Consider the following 14,350-nt stretch of genomic DNA (forward strand, 5'->3'; position numbering starts at 1 on the left):
TCGCTCGCTTCGGCGGCCGAGTTTCGAAGAGCGGCTCCGCCGCGCCCAGCTGCTGGCGGCGGCCGGCAAAGCCGGCCCGCCCGCCGCATCAGGGGGCTACCGCCCCCCGAACCCCCCGACGGAGTCAGAGCGCGACACGGAGGGTTACCGGATCCAGCCGCCGCGCGGGACGTGCTCACGATGGCCGTGACGCGTGGCGCGGAGGGCCCCGATGAGTGAGGCCGCGGCCGGGGAGATGGCGGCGGTCGCCACGGCGGCCGAGGTGGCCGAATCGGCGGCCACGCGGTCGCTCACCGCCGACGCCTGGCGCAGCCTCCGGCGGCGGCCCGACACGATCGCCGCGGCGGTCATCCTCGCCTTCTTCGGTCTCGTCGTCGCCGTGCCCGGCCTGTTCACCAGCACCGATCCGCAGAGCTGCCTCATCACCCAGTCGAAGCTCCGACCCCAGGGATTCGGCGACACCCATCCATTCGGCACCGACGCCTTCGGCTGCGACGTGTACGCGCAGCTCGTCCACGGGGCCCGCCCGTCCCTACTCCTCGCCGTCGTGGTCGTCAGCGTGTCGGTGACCATCGGTGTGCTCCTCGGGCTGGCTGCCGGCTACTACCTGGGGTGGGTCGACGTGATCGTCTCGCGGACCATCGAGGTGTTCCTCGTGGTTCCGCTGCTCCTCGCCGCCCTCCTCATGCTCTCGCTGTTCCGCAACGTGGACGTCGGCTCGGGCACGTTCGGCGACATCCTCCTCCCCGCCATCGTTCTCACGATGTTCGGCTGGATGGGTTACGCCCGCTACGTACGGGCCAGCGTTCTCGAGGCCAAGGGTCTCGACTACGTGACGGCCGCCAAGGTGCTCGGCGCGTCCGACCTGCGGGTGATGTTCCGCCACGTCCTGCCCAACGCCCTCGGACCGGTCACCGCCCTCGTGCCCACGTCGATCGCCGGGATCATCGGCGCCGAGGCGGTCCTCGCCTTCCTCGGCATCGGCGTCCGGCCGCCGGCGGTGTCGTGGGGCATCATGATCAGCAACGGCGCCGAATGGGTGACCGGGGGCTACCCGCATCTGCTGCTGTTCCCGCTGTCGTGCCTGATCGCCACCGTGCTGTCCCTCGTCGTGCTCGGCGACGCCCTCCGCGACGCCCTCGATCCGAGACTGAGATGAGCGGCGAGGTGGTGCTCGAGGTCGAGGACCTGGCGGTGGAGTTCCGTTCGCCCCACGGCGTGGTCCCCGCCGTGGACGGCCTGTCCTACACGGTGACGGCGGGCCGGACGCTGGCGATCGTCGGCGAGTCGGGCTGCGGCAAGACGGTGAGCTCGCTGGCGGTGATGGATCTGCTCGGCCCGACGGCGAAGGTGACGCGCGGCTCGATCCGCTTCCGCGGCACCGAGCTGCTCGGCATGCGCCCGAAGGAGCGCCGGGCCGTCGCCGGCGACCACGTGGCGATGGTGTTCCAGGACGCCCTCGCCGCGCTCAACCCGGTCCACACCGTCGGCTATCAGCTCACCGAGTCGTTGCGCGTGCGGCGCGGTCTCAGCCGCGCCGACGCCCGCCGCCGCGCCATCGAGCTGCTCGATCTCGTGAAGGTGCCCCGCGCCGTCGACCGCATCCGTGACCACCCACACCAGTTCTCCGGCGGCATGCGCCAACGGGTGATGATCGCCGCCGCCCTCGCCATGGACCCCGAGGTGCTCATCGCCGACGAGCCGACCACGGCCCTCGACGTGACCGTGCAGGCCCAGATCCTCCGCCTGCTCGCCGAGATCCAGGCCGAGCGACAGATGGGCCTGGTGCTGATCACGCACGACCTCGGTGTGGTGGCCACCGTCGCCGACGACGTGACGGTGATGTACGCCGGCCGCGCCGTCGAACAGGCCACGGCGGGCGACATGTTCGCCGCGCCCGGGCACCCGTACACCCGGGCGTTGCTGCGCGCCGTGCCGAGCCTCGGCGGCCAGGCAGGCGAGCCGGACCGCGGGCGCAGGCGACTCGCGGTCATCCCCGGCCGCCCACCGCGCCCCGGCGAGATCACGACCGGCTGCCCGTTCCAACCGCGCTGCGACGCCGCGATCGACGTCTGCGCCACCGACGATCCGCCGGTCGTGCTCCTGCCCGGATACCGCACGAGCCGTTGCCACGTCGCCCGCGAGGTGATGAGCGTCGCGGCCGGCCGCGTCGACGAGGCGGGGGCCGCCGATGAGTGACCCGATCCTCGAGGTGCGCCATCTCGGCAAGGTGTTCCCCGTGCGCCGGGGCGTGGTGCTGCGCCGAACGATCGGCGAGGTGCGAGCGGTCGACGACGTCTCGCTGACGCTGCACCGCGGCCGGACGCTGGGCCTGGTCGGCGAGTCGGGCTCGGGCAAGTCGACGCTTGCCCGGATGCTGGTCGGGGTCGAGCGCCCGACGGCCGGACGCGTCCTGCTCGACGGCACCGACATCACCGACCTCCTCGGCACCCGCGGGTCGCGCGCCGAGCGCAGGGCACTGCGGCGGCGGGTGCAGATGGTGTTCCAGGACCCGTACACGTCGCTCAACCCGCGCATGACCGTGGGAGACATCGTCGCCGAGCCCTACCGCATCCACCCCGACGCCGTTCCGGCGGGCGGCCGCGAGCGGGCAGTGCGCGAGCTGCTCGACCTCGTGGGTCTCGACCCCGATCACGTGAACCGCTACCCCCACCAGTTCTCGGGCGGTCAGCGCCAGCGGATCGGCATCGCCAGGGCACTCGCCGTGAAGCCCGAGGTGCTGGTGTGCGACGAACCGGTGTCGGCGCTCGACGTGTCGGTGCAGGGCCAGGTGATCAACCTGCTCGAGGACCTCCAGGACGAGCTCGGCCTCTCGTACCTGTTCATCGCCCACGACCTCGCCGTGGTCCGCCACATCGCCGACGAGGTAGCCGTGATGTACCTCGGCAGCATCGTCGAACACGGCGTCGCCGCCGACGTGTACGACCGCCCCGCCCACCCGTACACGCGGGCGTTGATGTCGGCCGTGCCCATCCCCGACCCGGCGGCCCGCCTCGCCAGCCCGGAGATCGTCCTCGAGGGCGACCTTCCGTCTCCGGCGGACGTGCCGTCGGGGTGTCGCTTCCACACACGTTGCTGGCTGGCCAGACGTCTCGTCGCCGAAGGTGAGCCGGCCGTCGACGGGGTGCCGTCGCCCTGCGCCACGGAGGCGCCACCGCTCGTCGCCGGAGCCGGGACGGGTCACACCGGCGCCTGCCACTTCGTGTCCCGCATGACCCCGGCCGGGGCCGACGAACTGTGAGCTCGCGGCGCGGACTTCCGCACTCCCGGCTCGCACTTCGCGACGGTACGGTGTCGGCGTGAGCGGTCGAGCCCGGGTCGTCATCGTGCAGAACTCGCCGGGCAGCGGTCCCGGTCGCCTGCCGGGTTGGCTCGTCGACGAACAGATCGACGCCGTGATCGTGGCCGGTGACGACCTGCCCGGGCGCCTCGCCGATGTCGGTGACCAGGCCGACGGCCTGGTGCTGCTGGGGGGCGGCTTCATGCCCGACGACGACGAGCGGGCACCCTTCCTGCCCCGCGAGCGGGCGATCGTCGGTGAGGCGGTCGAGGCCGGCGTCCCGGTGCTCGGCATCTGCCTCGGCGCCCAGCTGCTCGCCCTCGTCGGCGGCGGTGAGGTGACGGCGCAGTCGGGCGAGACCGAGAAGGGGTTCTGCCGTGTCGACCTGTTGGCGGCCGCAGCCGACGACGAGTTGTTCGCCGGGCTCGCCGAGCTCGCCGGATCCGGTGGCGACGCCGGCGACGATCCCGACGGAGGGCTGCGCATGATGCAGAACCACAAGGACTCGATCACCCGGCTACCGGCCGACGCCGTGCACCTCGGGACCTCGGCAGCGTGCGACGTCGAGGCCTTCCGCCTCGGCCGGTCGGCGTGGGGCGTGCAGTTCCATCCCGAGGCGCCCGCCGAACGCATCGCCGAGTGGGACGTCGCCCAGCTTATGACCGACGGCTTCGACCGGTCGCAGCTCCTCGCCGACGCCATGGCCCACGCCGAGGCCAACACCCGCCAGGCACGGGCCCTCGTCGGCGCGTTCGCCGCCGTCGTGCGGGAACGCCGCCGCTGATGGGTGCCACGGGCACCGCGTCGATCGGCCCGGCGGCCTACAGCGACGGCGTGCCGACCGTCGCGTTCTGCATTCGGCGGGCATCAGGTGAGGTGCTCGCCGCGCGCTCGGGCGACGAGCCGTTCTACGCCGCCTCCACGGTGAAGCTCGCCGTCCTCGCCGCTGCGGCGCGCGCGTTGCAGTCGGGGGCCGTCTCGCTCGACACGCCGCTCGTCAGCACGGACACGTTCACATCGCTCGTGCCCGGCGCGCCGAGCTACCGGATCGTCCCCGACGACATCGACGAGGGGATGCCGCCGCCGGGCACGCCGATGTCGTTCGCCGCCACCGTCGAGCGCATGATCGTCGTGTCCTCCAACGAGGCCACCAACATGGTCACCGAGGTGGTCGGCCTGCCCGCCGTCGGCGCCGCCCTCGCCGATGCCGGCGCGACGTCGAGCAGCTTCGACAGCATGTACTCCGATTTCGCCGCCGTCGCCCAGGGCGCCACGCGGTTGACGACGGCCGACGATCTCGCCCGGCTGATGTCGGCGCTCGTGCTCGGCGAGCTCGCCGACCCCGAACGCACGGCGTGGATGCTCGGCCTCCTGGTCCGCCAGGAGGACCGCCTCCTCACGGCGCACGTTCCCGACGGCGTGCCCTTCGGCTCGAAGTCGGGCTGGGTCGACGGGATCCGCCATGATGTCGCGTTCGTCGGTGAGCCGGGACCCGGTGCCCTCGTCGTCGCCGTCTGCACCCGCGGCTACGAGCCGCCGGCCGCCGAGGAGACGATCCGCGCGCTCGGCGACCTCGCCGTGCACCTCCACTCGTCCTGATGACGGGTCGCCGGCCGCCGGCGACCTCGAGTGTGACAGGGGACGTTCATACTGAGCTCACGTCACCTGTCGCGTCCCGGCCGGATGACGAATCGGCGTCCATGCCCTGCGTCCCTCCGAACGAAAGCGAGCCGCGAGCATGAAGGCTCCCCACCTGTCCCCCGTCCCCGACCGACCGGTGCCCCCGGCCCTGACGTCGCTGTGGTTCGACGGGTCACCCGTCGAACCAGGGCTGCAGCTCCTCCCCCCGTCGCAGCGGTTCGATCCCCGCCGGGCCTCGGTCCGCTTCCTGCTGCGACGCATGGCGCTCGGCACCGACCGCTTGGTGCACTTCGACGCCGGCTGGGACCCGATCGCACGTGAGCTCGTGACGAACCTGGCAGCGATCGATCCCGCGTTCGCGATCACGACGGCCGCCGCGCTCTGGGCGGAGCTCCGTGTCGTCACGTCCATCGACGACGAGCCCGGTGTGCGCCGCCTGCTGCGCGAGGCCGCCGGCGAGTCGATGACGCGATGCGAGCGCTGCGGCGAGCCCGGTCGACCCGTCCGGTGCATGCCGCGCCAGCGCACGTTGTGTCCCGGCCACGCCGCCGAGCACCGCTTCGACGAGGCCGTCAGGGTCACCGTCGAGAAGCTGCGGGCGGCCGAGCAGCGGTCGGCCTGATCGACGCCCGGCCCGGCGTCTGGGACACTGGGCGCATGCCGCAGCGACATCAACGCTCCCGGCGCAAGGGGGCCCACCTGCCCGAGGGCACGGTCGTGGTGAGCCGTCCCACCAGATGGGGCAACCCGCACCCGATCAGCCTCGGGCGACCCGAAGCGGTGCGTCGCTACCGCGACGATCTGCTCGCCGGCCGCCTCGCCGTCACCGTCGAGGACGTGAGACGCGAACTGCGTGGCAAGGACCTGGCGTGCTACTGCCCGCTCGACGGTCCCTGCCACGCAGACGTCCTCATCGAGGTGGCGAACGCCTGACCGGCGTTCGCCACCTCACACCCCCCGATTACTCCGCCGGATTGACGATCAGCGCCGTCACCATGCCGAACATGCCGTCGTCGGACTCGACGTGGTTGAGGATGTGGCAGTGCCACACCCAGGTGCCGGGCAGCTCGGCGTGGAAGAGCACGGTGTAGCGCTCACCGGGCGACACGAGGATCGTGTCGGCGGCGTACGGAGCGTCGAGCGGCTCGCCGTCCTTGGCGACCACCAGCTGCTCGAAGCCGTGCAGGTGCATCGGGTGCACCTGGAGACCCTCGTTGTAGTACGTCACCCGCACCCAGTCGCCCTCGTCGACGACCACCGGCTCGGTCGCCGGGAAGCTCTTGCCGTTGAGCGTCAGGCCGATCGCCCCGGCGTCGTTGACCACCATCGGGAAGTCGAGGGCGATCTCCATGTCCGCTGGGACCTCGATGCCAGAGATCGTCGTGCCGGCCACCGACGGCAGTTCGCCGACGTACATCGTGCCGAACAGGCCGTTGGGCACCGCCGTGTGGCCGTGGGCGTGGGCGTGGTACATGCCGATCCCCGCCTCGGTCGTGGTGTAGCGGTAGGTGAAGGTCTCGCCCGGCTCGACGAGGTCCTGGGTGAGCGGCGCCACGCCGTCCATCTCGTTGGGGACGTCGATGCCGTGCCAGTGGATGTCGGTGCCGAGGGGCAGCTCGTTGGTGATCTCCACCTCGACGGTGTCGCCGACGTCGACGTTGATCCGCGGCCCGGGCACCATGCCGTTGTAGGCCCACGCCTCGACGATCTGTCCGGGTGCGACCTCCCAGTCGACGAGCGAGGCGGTCAGCTCGAAGTGCTTGGTGCCGTCGGCCAGGATCGTCGGCTCGAGCACCTGGTTGCCGCGTCCCTCGGTCTCGGCCGGGAACTCCAGCACGGAGTCGATCATGCGCTGGTCCATCGCGGCCGCCTCCTCCTCGGTCATCATCGCGTGGTCCGAGTGATCGGCGGCACCGGCGGCCGCCGCGGCGTCGTCGCCGACGACGAGCGTGGCGGTCATCCCCGAGCCGGCGTGGCCGGGGATCTCGCAGTAGACGGTGTAGGTGCCCGGCTCGAGATCGGAGATGTCGAGCGTCGCCGTCCCGCCGGAGGGGATGTTCTCGCTCAGCAGGTCGGTGCCCTCGATGCCGAGGTTGTGTTCCATCGAGCCGCTGTTGGTGATCTCGATCGAACCGCCGACACCGATCTGGGCGGCGGACAGGGCGATGGAGAACTCGCTGAGGTCGGCCGAGATCACCGGCCGGTCGGCGGCGGCCCCTCCGCCACCACCGTCGGACTTCCGGAGGGCCAGGCCGATGCCGATGATGCTGGCGAACAGCACGAGCACGGCGACGCCGAGCACTCCGAGCGTCCAACCATCACGGCTGATGCGGTATCGCTCGACCTCGCCTTCGAGCCGGGAGATCCGCTCCTCCGGGTCGTCGATCGGGGGCGGGGGGGTGATCACGTCCATGGTCGATCATCCAACGGGTTCGCCGGTCCCGGTCGACACGGACGACGGTCCCGATTGTTTGGGACTTTCGGCCCCCTTCTCCAGGCGATCACGCCGAAGCACCGGGAACCGGGCCAGATCGCGCCAGCACGAGACCCAAGACTCGATCGGTGACAGCCGTCACGATCGAGCCCCAGATCCCGGACCGGTCGCGTTTCCGGGCGTTCATGTCGGAGCCGTGGGTCAGGCACAGGTCTGTTCGCTGTGCTGCGGCACGATGGTCTGCTCCTGAGGCTGGAGTGCGGCTCGTGGGGACGTTTCGGGGGCTGGATCGTGACGGTTTTCGTCACGATCCCGCCCCAGACCACCGAATGGCACGATCGAGCCCCAGATCCCGGAGCGGGTGCCGAAAACGACACGGGCGGCCCCCGCGCGGGGTCGCCCGTGTCCGTCCCACCAGGACAGGGGGTCAGCTGGTGGGGCGATGGGCTCGGCGCAGGTGCACCAGGCCGGCGACCACCAGCACGGCCATCAGGCCGGCGGCGACGAAAGCGACGATCGCGGCGATGCCGGCGATGGTGCCGATCGTCGACCAGGCGTAGGTGGACAGCAGCAGCCCACGCAGGGTCTCACCACGGAAGAGCGTGTCGCGCTGGCTCGTGATCTCGTCGACGGTGGCCTGCAGCTCGGCGATCTCGTCCTCGCTCGCTCCCTCTTCGGTCGCCGCCGTGACGGCGGCCCGGGCCTCGCCCTGCACGGCGCCGAGCTCGGCGTAGGTGGCACCATCGGCGATGCCCTGCAGGTGCCCGTCGATGTAGCTGGCGTAGGCCTCGGCCTCGTCACCCGTTGTGACCTGTTCGCCGGCGAACTTCACCAGATCCTCGCGACCCTCGTCGACGAGCGCCGCTTCGTCGGGGAAGAACACCTGTTGGGCCCCGAGCTCACGTCCCACGTAGTCGTCAGCGAAGTTCGCGCCCCAGGTGAGCAAGCCGCCGGCCACGCCGAACACGACGGCAGCGACGGCGCCGAGGGCGATGAGCACGGTGTCGACGGTCCGGCGCCGGATGGCCACCACCGGTGCGGTCGGCTGAGTGTCCGAGCCGAACGCGGTCGGGCTCGGGCTCGGGGTTGTCGGAGTGATCGGGGTGGTCATCGGGACGCCTTTCTCGGACGATGTCACCGTTGACCGTACGGAAGGCCGAGGCGTGGCGATACGGCCTTTGGTCCCGACGGGCAAGCCGTTGGTCCCGGTCGGCGACCGGCGCGGCAACCGCCGCCGACGTCAGGGCGACCCGTCGCGCCGGCGGTCGACGAGGCGCGCCGCGTACACGGCCGCTTGGGTGCGCCGGTCCATGCCCAATTTCGCCAGCAGGTTCGACACGTAGTTCTTCACCGTCTTCTCGGCGAGGAACATCTCGTCGGCGATCTGGCGGTTGGTCAACCCGTCGGCCAGCAGCAGCAGGATGCGGCGCTCCTGCGGGCTGAGCGCGACCAAGGGGTCCTCGGTGACCGGCGGGTTGCGCAGCCGCTCGATCACCCGGGCCGTGGCCAGTGGATCGAGCAGGGTCTCGCCCCTCGCCACACGCCGTACGCTGTCGACGAGATCGCCGCCGCGAACCTCCTTGAGCACGTAGCCGGACGCGCCCGCGACGATGGCGTCGAGGAGTGCCTCGTCCTCGTTGAACGACGTCAGCATCAGGCAGTGGAGGTCGGGGTTCGCCGCCCGGAGGTCCCGGCAGACGTCGACGCCGCTGCCGTCGGGGAGCCGCACGTCGAGCACGGCGACATCGGGCCTCGTGGCCGGAACGCGACGCAGCGCCTCCTCGGCGGTGCCGGCCTCGCCGACCACCTCCAGGTCGCCGGCGGCTTCCAGCAGGTCGCGCACACCCCGGCGCACCACCTCGTGATCGTCGAGGAGAAAGACCCTGATCACGTGGTTGACCGTATCATCGCGGCGGTGACGAGCTACGCGCACGCCGGACCCGAACAACTGCGGCGGCTGCTCGACGCGGTGATGTCCGTCGGGTCCGATCTGAGCCTCCCGGTCATCCTGCGCCGCATCATCGAGACGGCCACCGAGCTCGTCGACGCCACCTACGGCGCGCTCGGCGTGCTCGACGAGGGTCGCTCGCGGCTCGCCGAGTTCGTCACCGTCGGGATCGACGACGAAGGCGTCCGGAAGATCGGCAGCTATCCCGAGGGGCACGGGATCCTCGGCCTGCTGATCGTCGAGCCTCGCCCGCTGCGCCTTCCCGATCTCACCGCCCATCCCGACAGCTACGGCTTCCCGCCCCACCATCCGCCGATGACGTCGTTCCTCGGGGTGCCGATCCTCCTGCACGACCAGGTCTTCGGCAACCTCTACCTGACCGACAAGGTCGGCGGCGGAGTCTTCACCGACGCCGACGAGGAGCTGGTCGTCGGCCTCGCCGCGGCGGCCGGTCTCGCCATCGACAGCGCCCGGCTGCATCAACAGCTCCAGTCCGCGACGCTCACCGAGGAGCGGGAGCGCATCGCCCGGGACCTCCACGACGACGTCATCCAGCGGGTCTTCGCCGCAGGGCTGTCGCTGCAAGCGACGGCGCAGATGTCCAGCCAGCCCGTGGTACAAGAGCGCCTGTCGAGGGTGGTCGACGACCTCGACGTGACGATTCAGCACGTCCGCAACACGATCTTCGAGCTGGGACGGAGCCGTGTGCCGACGGCGAGCCTGCGGGCCGACATCGTCGGTGTGTGCAACGAGGCCGCCGCCGCCCTCGGCTTCGACCCGGTCTGCCGCTTCAGCGGGCCGATCGACAGCTCGGTTCCCGACGAGGTGGCGGTGCACCTGGTGTTCAGCCTCCGCGAGTCGCTGTCCAACGTCGCCCGGCACGCCCGCGCCAGTCACGTGGACGTGGCCCTCACGGTCGACGGCTCGGTCGTGCGCCTGACGGTGACCGACGACGGGATCGGCATCGGACCCGACGCCGGACGGCGGAGCGGCCTGACGAATCTCGCCGAACGTGCCGCGTCGGTCGGCGGCACGTTCCGACACTCGCCGGGCGCCGATCGGGGCACCGTCGTCGAGTGGGCGGCACCCCTGCGCTGACCACCCGACTGGACCAGCCGGTCAGCAGCCGGTCAGCGCGGTCCGGGGACGACGATGGCGACGCACGGTGCGTGGTGCACCACCTGCTGACTGACGGATCCGAGCAGCACGCCGCGGAACCCGCCGCGCCCGCGCGATCCGACCACGACCATCGACGCCGTGTCCGCGGCGGCGTCGAGAAGGGCCGCCGCAGCGGACCCGGAGACCACGCGCACGTCGATCGCCACGCCGAGCTCGTCGGCGCCGGCGTCAGTGAGGGCGCCGCGCACCATCGCTTCACCTTCGGCCGCCAGGTCGAGCACGTCACCGTGCGGTCCGAACGCCGCGGCCTCGGGGAGGAGCACCGGCCGATGGGCGTGCACGGCGACCAGCCGCGTCCCGCGGGCCGCGGCCTCGGCGAGCGCCCATTCCAGGGCGAGCTGCGACGGCTTCGAGCCATCGACACCGACGACGATCTCGCCGTCGTCGCCGGCCTGGGCCACCCAGGAATCGTGACGGACGATGGCCAATGGCACGGTCGTGTGGTGCGCACACTGCTGGCTCACCGAGCCGAGCAGCAGCCCGCGAAAGCCGCCCATGCCCCGCGCCCCCACCACGAGCAGATCGGCGTCGGCCGACGCCTCGAGGAGCGTGGGGACCGGGAGCCCGCACACCACCTGTCGTTCGACCTCCACCCCGTCGAGGTCGACCTGGGCGAGGATCTCGTCGAGCGCCGCTGCCGCGTCACGCTCGCCGTACTCGGGGCGGAACACATCGTCGCCGGTGCCGTGGTGCTGGCCGAGATAGGTCCAGGCCATGACCGCCGAGAGCCGCCCACCCCTGTGGCGGCATTCTCGAACGGCCCAACGGATCGCCGTCAGGGCGGACGGCGACTCGTCGACTCCGACGACGATGCGTTCCATGACCACGACGATGCCGGGCAGAACGCGTCGGTCCGTAGGGGCGACGGTCCACGCCTGTCGGGACATTCGGCCCTGGCCGCGTCGGTGATCGCAGCCGACCATGCAGACGTGACGTGTGACGGGGCCGCCGGAATCCGCGAGCTCGACCGTCGGGCGTGTCTCGCCTTGTTGGCGACGACCGATCGCGCCCGTGTCGCACTGTCGAACCAGGCCCTTCCGGTGATCGTCCCCGTGCGCTACCGGCTGGACGGCGTGCAGATCGTCATCGACGCGTGCACCGGCATCCTGACCGCGGCCGCTTCCGGCGGCCACATCGTGTGCCTCCAGGCGGACGTCACCGATCCGGAGACGTCGATCGCGTGGAGCGTCGCCGTCACCGGCCCGCTGCGCGGTGCCGAGTGGCACGCTGACGGGACCGTGGTGGGCGTGCTCGACACCGCCTCGATCACCGGTTGCAGCGTCGACGGCCCGGCGTCGTAGTCCGTCGCTCCGCTGGCACCTCCCGGCTGGGCCCGACCACCGGGACGGACGAGTGTGTCACGGATCGTCACCGTTGCCGACGGCGATCCGCGACTGCTCGGTCGAGCGAGCCCGGGTCAGGGACCGGCGAAGATGCCGTTCTCTGCGTTGCCGCCGGCGGCGATGGCCGCGTAGTACGCCGACTTCGGGTCGTAGCCCTTGGCGGGCTCTTCCCAGCTGGTGAGCTCGGACCGGCCGACGACGTGCCAGTGCACCTCGTCGGGGCCGTCGGCGAGGCGCAGCGTGCGCTGGGAGGCGTAGAGGCGGGCGAGCGGTGTCCACTCCGACACGCCGGTGGCGCCGTGGATCTGGATCGCCTCGTCGATGATCTGGCAGACGCGAATGGGCACCATCGCCTTGACGGCCGACACCCACACCCGGGCCTCGGCGTTGCCGAGCGTGTCCATCGCCTTGGCGGCGGTGAGCACCATGCGGCGCATCGACTCGATCTCGATGCGGGCCTTGGCGATCGTCTCGACGTTCTTGCCGAGGTGGGCGATCGGCTTGCCGAACGCCTCACGTGACAGGCCGCGCTGGGCCATCAGACCGAGCGCCCGCTCGGCGGCGCCGATCGAACGCATGCAGTGGTGGATGCGGCCGGGGCCGAGGCGCACCTGGCTGATCTCGAAGCCGCGACCCTCGCCCAACAGGACGTTGGAGTAGGGCACGCGCACGTCGTTGAACCGCAGGTGCATGTGTCCGTGGGGAGCATCGTCCTCGCCGAACACGTGCATCGGCGCGATGATCTCCACGCCGGGAGCGTCCATCGGCACGAGGATCTGCGACTGGCGCTGGTAGGGCGCGGCGTCGGGGTCGGTGAGGACCATGGCGATCATGATCTTGCAGCGGGGGTCGCCGGCGCCGGAGATGTAGTACTTCTCACCGGTGATCACCCATTCGTCGCCGTCGCGGACCGCGCGGCAGGCGATCGCCTTGGCGTCCGACGACGGGACGTCGGGCTCGGTCATCGCGTAGGCCGAGCGGATCTCGCCGTTGAGCAGCGGCTTGAGCCACTTGTCCTTCTGTTCCGGCGTGCCGACGCGCTCGAGCACCTCCATGTTGCCGGTGTCGGGGGCGGCGCAGTTCATCACCTCGGAGGCGATCGGGTTCTTGCCCAGCTCGACGGCGATGTACGCGTAGTCGAGGTTGGACAAGCCCTCGCCCGTCTCGGCGTCGGGGAGGAAGAAGTTCCAGAGGCCGGCCTCCTTCGCCTTGGCCTTCAGCGAGTCGAGCAGCTCGAGCTGCCCCTCGCCATATCCCCAGTGCTCGGCGCGACCCACCCCGAGGCGGTGGAACTCGTTCGTCGCCGGCTCGATGACGTCGGCGATGAAGGCCTTCACCTTGTCGTAGAGCGGTCGGACGCCCTCGGACATCCGGAGGTCGTACATCTCGGGCGTGGACGGCAGGGCGGTCATCAGGGTCCTCCTTGGACGACGGCGCGGGTTCAGATCATGAGGCGACGGACAGCCAGCCCGCGGCGCTCCGCAAGTCTGGCGGACCGCTCGCTCCGATGCCGAGTCCGGCGGCGAAAAAGTGACTTCGACGTCATGTCCGCTGCGTCGGCGACGGCCGGCGCCCCATAGGGTCGCGCCCGTGACGTTCGCAACCACCGAGATCACGCTGACCGGACCGTGGCGCTCACCGGCGCAGATGCTGGAAGAACAGGAGGTCGACGGCCACAGCAGCATCCACGACGGGGACACGGCGGCGTCGCTGGGACTCACGGGCGCTCCGATCGAGGCGCCCACCCATTTCAGCCAGTTCGACCCCCTGGCGTTCCGCCTGTGGGGACGACGGTGGTTCGAGCACGGCTGCATCAGCTGCCACTTCCGCACGATGGTGGTGGAGGGCGAGCAGGTCCAGGCGTCGCTCACGACCACCGGGGTCGACTCGGCGACGGTCGAAGCTCACAAGACCGACGGCACGCCCGTGCTCACGGGCACCGCATCGGTCGGTCCCGACCATCCCCCGAGCGCGCTCACCGAACGGCTGGCGGCGTTCGGTGATCCCGGCGATCTCCACATCGTCGACCGCCTGCACGTCGGCATGCGCAGCGACACCGAGATCGTCTCGGTCGACCGGTCCACGCCGAACGGGTCGGGCTATCCGTTCTCGCTGGACGACAAGCTCGCCCGCATCACCGAGGCGTCACCGTGGTACTCGGACGGGGCCGCCGACAACCCGTGGGGACGGGCGATCCTGCCGTTCGAGATGATCAGCGTCCTGGCGTCGAAGTCAGGATTCGGCTGGCCGGTCCGCGGACCCGTCCTCGGCCTGTTCCTCGACCTCGAGGTCCGGCTGCTCGGCACGCCGCTGTTCGTCGGCGAGCCCTATGCGCTGAGCCGCGAGGTGGTCGGCCTCGGCCAGAGCCGCCGCACCGAGTCGTACTGGACGCGGACCTCGATCGCACGGGCGACCGGAGGCGATCCCGTCGCCGAGGTGTTGCTCCATTCCGGCGTCTTCAAGGACTCGTTCGCGGGCTACCCGAAGGCTCAGTAGCAGCCGTC

The 14,350-nt window shown here is 71.1% G+C and carries 15 protein-coding genes; 10 read left to right on the top strand and 5 right to left on the bottom strand.

The genetic code is table 11. The features are described 5' to 3' along the window. Positions 1 to 211: 211 nt before the first annotated feature. The 7 genes from DN771_RS08190 (at position 212) to DN771_RS08220 (ending at position 5,875) form a co-directional block, all read left to right on the top strand. Complete coding sequence (locus DN771_RS08190) at positions 212 to 1,159, top strand: ABC transporter permease (protein WP_116996877.1); 948 nt, start codon at positions 212 to 214, stop codon at positions 1,157 to 1,159. Continuing rightward, complete coding sequence (locus DN771_RS08195; protein ID WP_116996878.1) at positions 1,156 to 2,199, top strand: ABC transporter ATP-binding protein; 1,044 nt, start codon at positions 1,156 to 1,158, stop codon at positions 2,197 to 2,199. Before DN771_RS08190 ends, DN771_RS08195 begins: the two co-directional genes overlap by 4 nt. Then, a complete protein-coding gene (locus tag DN771_RS08200; RefSeq protein ID WP_116996879.1) occupies positions 2,192 to 3,262 on the top strand; it encodes an ABC transporter ATP-binding protein in 1,071 nt (356 codons plus the stop codon). The genes DN771_RS08195 and DN771_RS08200 overlap by 8 nt, the downstream gene beginning before the upstream one ends. A gap of 58 nt (positions 3,263 to 3,320) precedes the next feature. Then, positions 3,321 to 4,085 carry a type 1 glutamine amidotransferase gene (locus tag DN771_RS08205; RefSeq protein ID WP_116996880.1) on the top strand — a complete coding sequence of 255 codons (765 nt, stop codon included), beginning with the start codon at positions 3,321 to 3,323 and terminating at the stop codon, positions 4,083 to 4,085. Beyond that, positions 4,085 to 4,900 carry a serine hydrolase gene (locus DN771_RS08210; RefSeq protein ID WP_116996881.1) on the top strand — a complete coding sequence of 272 codons (816 nt, stop codon included), beginning with the start codon at positions 4,085 to 4,087 and terminating at the stop codon, positions 4,898 to 4,900. The genes DN771_RS08205 and DN771_RS08210 overlap by 1 nt, the downstream gene beginning before the upstream one ends. A gap of 139 nt (positions 4,901 to 5,039) precedes the next feature. Then, entirely contained in the window at positions 5,040 to 5,564 is a 525-nt protein-coding gene (locus tag DN771_RS08215; protein WP_116996882.1) for a hypothetical protein, read from the top strand. A 35-nt stretch (positions 5,565 to 5,599) separates the two neighbouring features. Next, a complete protein-coding gene (locus DN771_RS08220) occupies positions 5,600 to 5,875 on the top strand; it encodes a DUF4326 domain-containing protein (protein ID WP_116996883.1) in 276 nt (91 codons plus the stop codon). 28 nt (positions 5,876 to 5,903) lie between these two features. Here DN771_RS08220 and DN771_RS08225 read toward each other — a convergent pair whose 3' ends face one another. From DN771_RS08225 to DN771_RS08235, 3 genes are all read right to left on the bottom strand, one after another. Next, on the bottom strand, positions 5,904 to 7,355 hold the full coding sequence (locus DN771_RS08225) for a multicopper oxidase domain-containing protein (RefSeq protein ID WP_116996884.1): 1,452 nt from the start codon (positions 7,353 to 7,355) through the stop codon (positions 5,904 to 5,906). A 448-nt stretch (positions 7,356 to 7,803) separates the two neighbouring features. Next, positions 7,804 to 8,487 carry a hypothetical protein gene (locus tag DN771_RS08230; protein WP_205528484.1) on the bottom strand — a complete coding sequence of 228 codons (684 nt, stop codon included), beginning with the start codon at positions 8,485 to 8,487 and terminating at the stop codon, positions 7,804 to 7,806. 129 nt (positions 8,488 to 8,616) lie between these two features. Next, positions 8,617 to 9,267 (bottom strand): response regulator, encoded by a 651-nt coding sequence (locus DN771_RS08235; protein WP_116996885.1) that lies wholly within the window; start codon positions 9,265 to 9,267, stop codon positions 8,617 to 8,619. A gap of 24 nt (positions 9,268 to 9,291) precedes the next feature. On the opposite strand from DN771_RS08235, the gene DN771_RS08240 reads away from it, so the two are divergent. Next, positions 9,292 to 10,422, top strand: coding sequence for a GAF domain-containing sensor histidine kinase (locus DN771_RS08240; protein WP_205528485.1), 1,131 nt, complete (start codon positions 9,292 to 9,294; stop codon positions 10,420 to 10,422). 32 nt (positions 10,423 to 10,454) lie between these two features. Here the strand turns inward: DN771_RS08240 and DN771_RS08245 are convergent, their stop codons facing one another. After that, positions 10,455 to 11,324 (bottom strand): universal stress protein, encoded by an 870-nt coding sequence (locus DN771_RS08245; protein ID WP_162941703.1) that lies wholly within the window; start codon positions 11,322 to 11,324, stop codon positions 10,455 to 10,457. A 108-nt stretch (positions 11,325 to 11,432) separates the two neighbouring features. On the opposite strand from DN771_RS08245, the gene DN771_RS29390 reads away from it, so the two are divergent. Then, complete coding sequence (locus DN771_RS29390; protein WP_162941704.1) at positions 11,433 to 11,804, top strand: pyridoxamine 5'-phosphate oxidase family protein; 372 nt, start codon at positions 11,433 to 11,435, stop codon at positions 11,802 to 11,804. A 116-nt stretch (positions 11,805 to 11,920) separates the two neighbouring features. Here DN771_RS29390 and DN771_RS08255 read toward each other — a convergent pair whose 3' ends face one another. After that, a complete protein-coding gene (locus DN771_RS08255; RefSeq protein WP_116996887.1) occupies positions 11,921 to 13,258 on the bottom strand; it encodes an acyl-CoA dehydrogenase family protein in 1,338 nt (445 codons plus the stop codon). Positions 13,259 to 13,436: 178 nt separating this feature from the next. On the opposite strand from DN771_RS08255, the gene DN771_RS08260 reads away from it, so the two are divergent. After that, entirely contained in the window at positions 13,437 to 14,342 is a 906-nt protein-coding gene (locus tag DN771_RS08260) for a hypothetical protein (RefSeq protein WP_116996888.1), read from the top strand. Positions 14,343 to 14,350 lie beyond the last annotated feature (8 nt).

It is taken from the genome of Desertimonas flava (genome assembly GCF_003426815.1).
GTDB classification, from domain to species: Bacteria; Actinomycetota; Acidimicrobiia; order Acidimicrobiales; family Ilumatobacteraceae; genus Desertimonas; species Desertimonas flava.

Bases quoted from the DNA above. Each gene is read 5' to 3' on its own strand.
- DN771_RS08190 (WP_116996877.1), top strand. From the start codon at position 212: ATGAGTGAGGCCGCGGCCGGGGAGATGGCGGCGGTCGCCACGGCGGCC.
- DN771_RS08195 (WP_116996878.1), top strand. From the start codon at position 1,156: ATGAGCGGCGAGGTGGTGCTCGAGGTCGAGGACCTGGCGGTGGAGTTC.
- DN771_RS08200 (WP_116996879.1), top strand. From the start codon at position 2,192: ATGAGTGACCCGATCCTCGAGGTGCGCCATCTCGGCAAGGTGTTCCCC.
- DN771_RS08210 (WP_116996881.1), top strand. From the start codon at position 4,085: ATGGGTGCCACGGGCACCGCGTCGATCGGCCCGGCGGCCTACAGCGAC.
- DN771_RS08215 (WP_116996882.1), top strand. From the start codon at position 5,040: ATGAAGGCTCCCCACCTGTCCCCCGTCCCCGACCGACCGGTGCCCCCG.
- DN771_RS08220 (WP_116996883.1), top strand. From the start codon at position 5,600: ATGCCGCAGCGACATCAACGCTCCCGGCGCAAGGGGGCCCACCTGCCC.
- DN771_RS08225 (WP_116996884.1), bottom strand. From the start codon at position 7,355: ATGGACGTGATCACCCCCCCGCCCCCGATCGACGACCCGGAGGAGCGG.
- DN771_RS08230 (WP_205528484.1), bottom strand. From the start codon at position 8,487: ATGACCACCCCGATCACTCCGACAACCCCGAGCCCGAGCCCGACCGCG.
- DN771_RS08245 (WP_162941703.1), bottom strand. From the start codon at position 11,324: ATGGAACGCATCGTCGTCGGAGTCGACGAGTCGCCGTCCGCCCTGACG.
- DN771_RS08255 (WP_116996887.1), bottom strand. From the start codon at position 13,258: ATGACCGCCCTGCCGTCCACGCCCGAGATGTACGACCTCCGGATGTCC.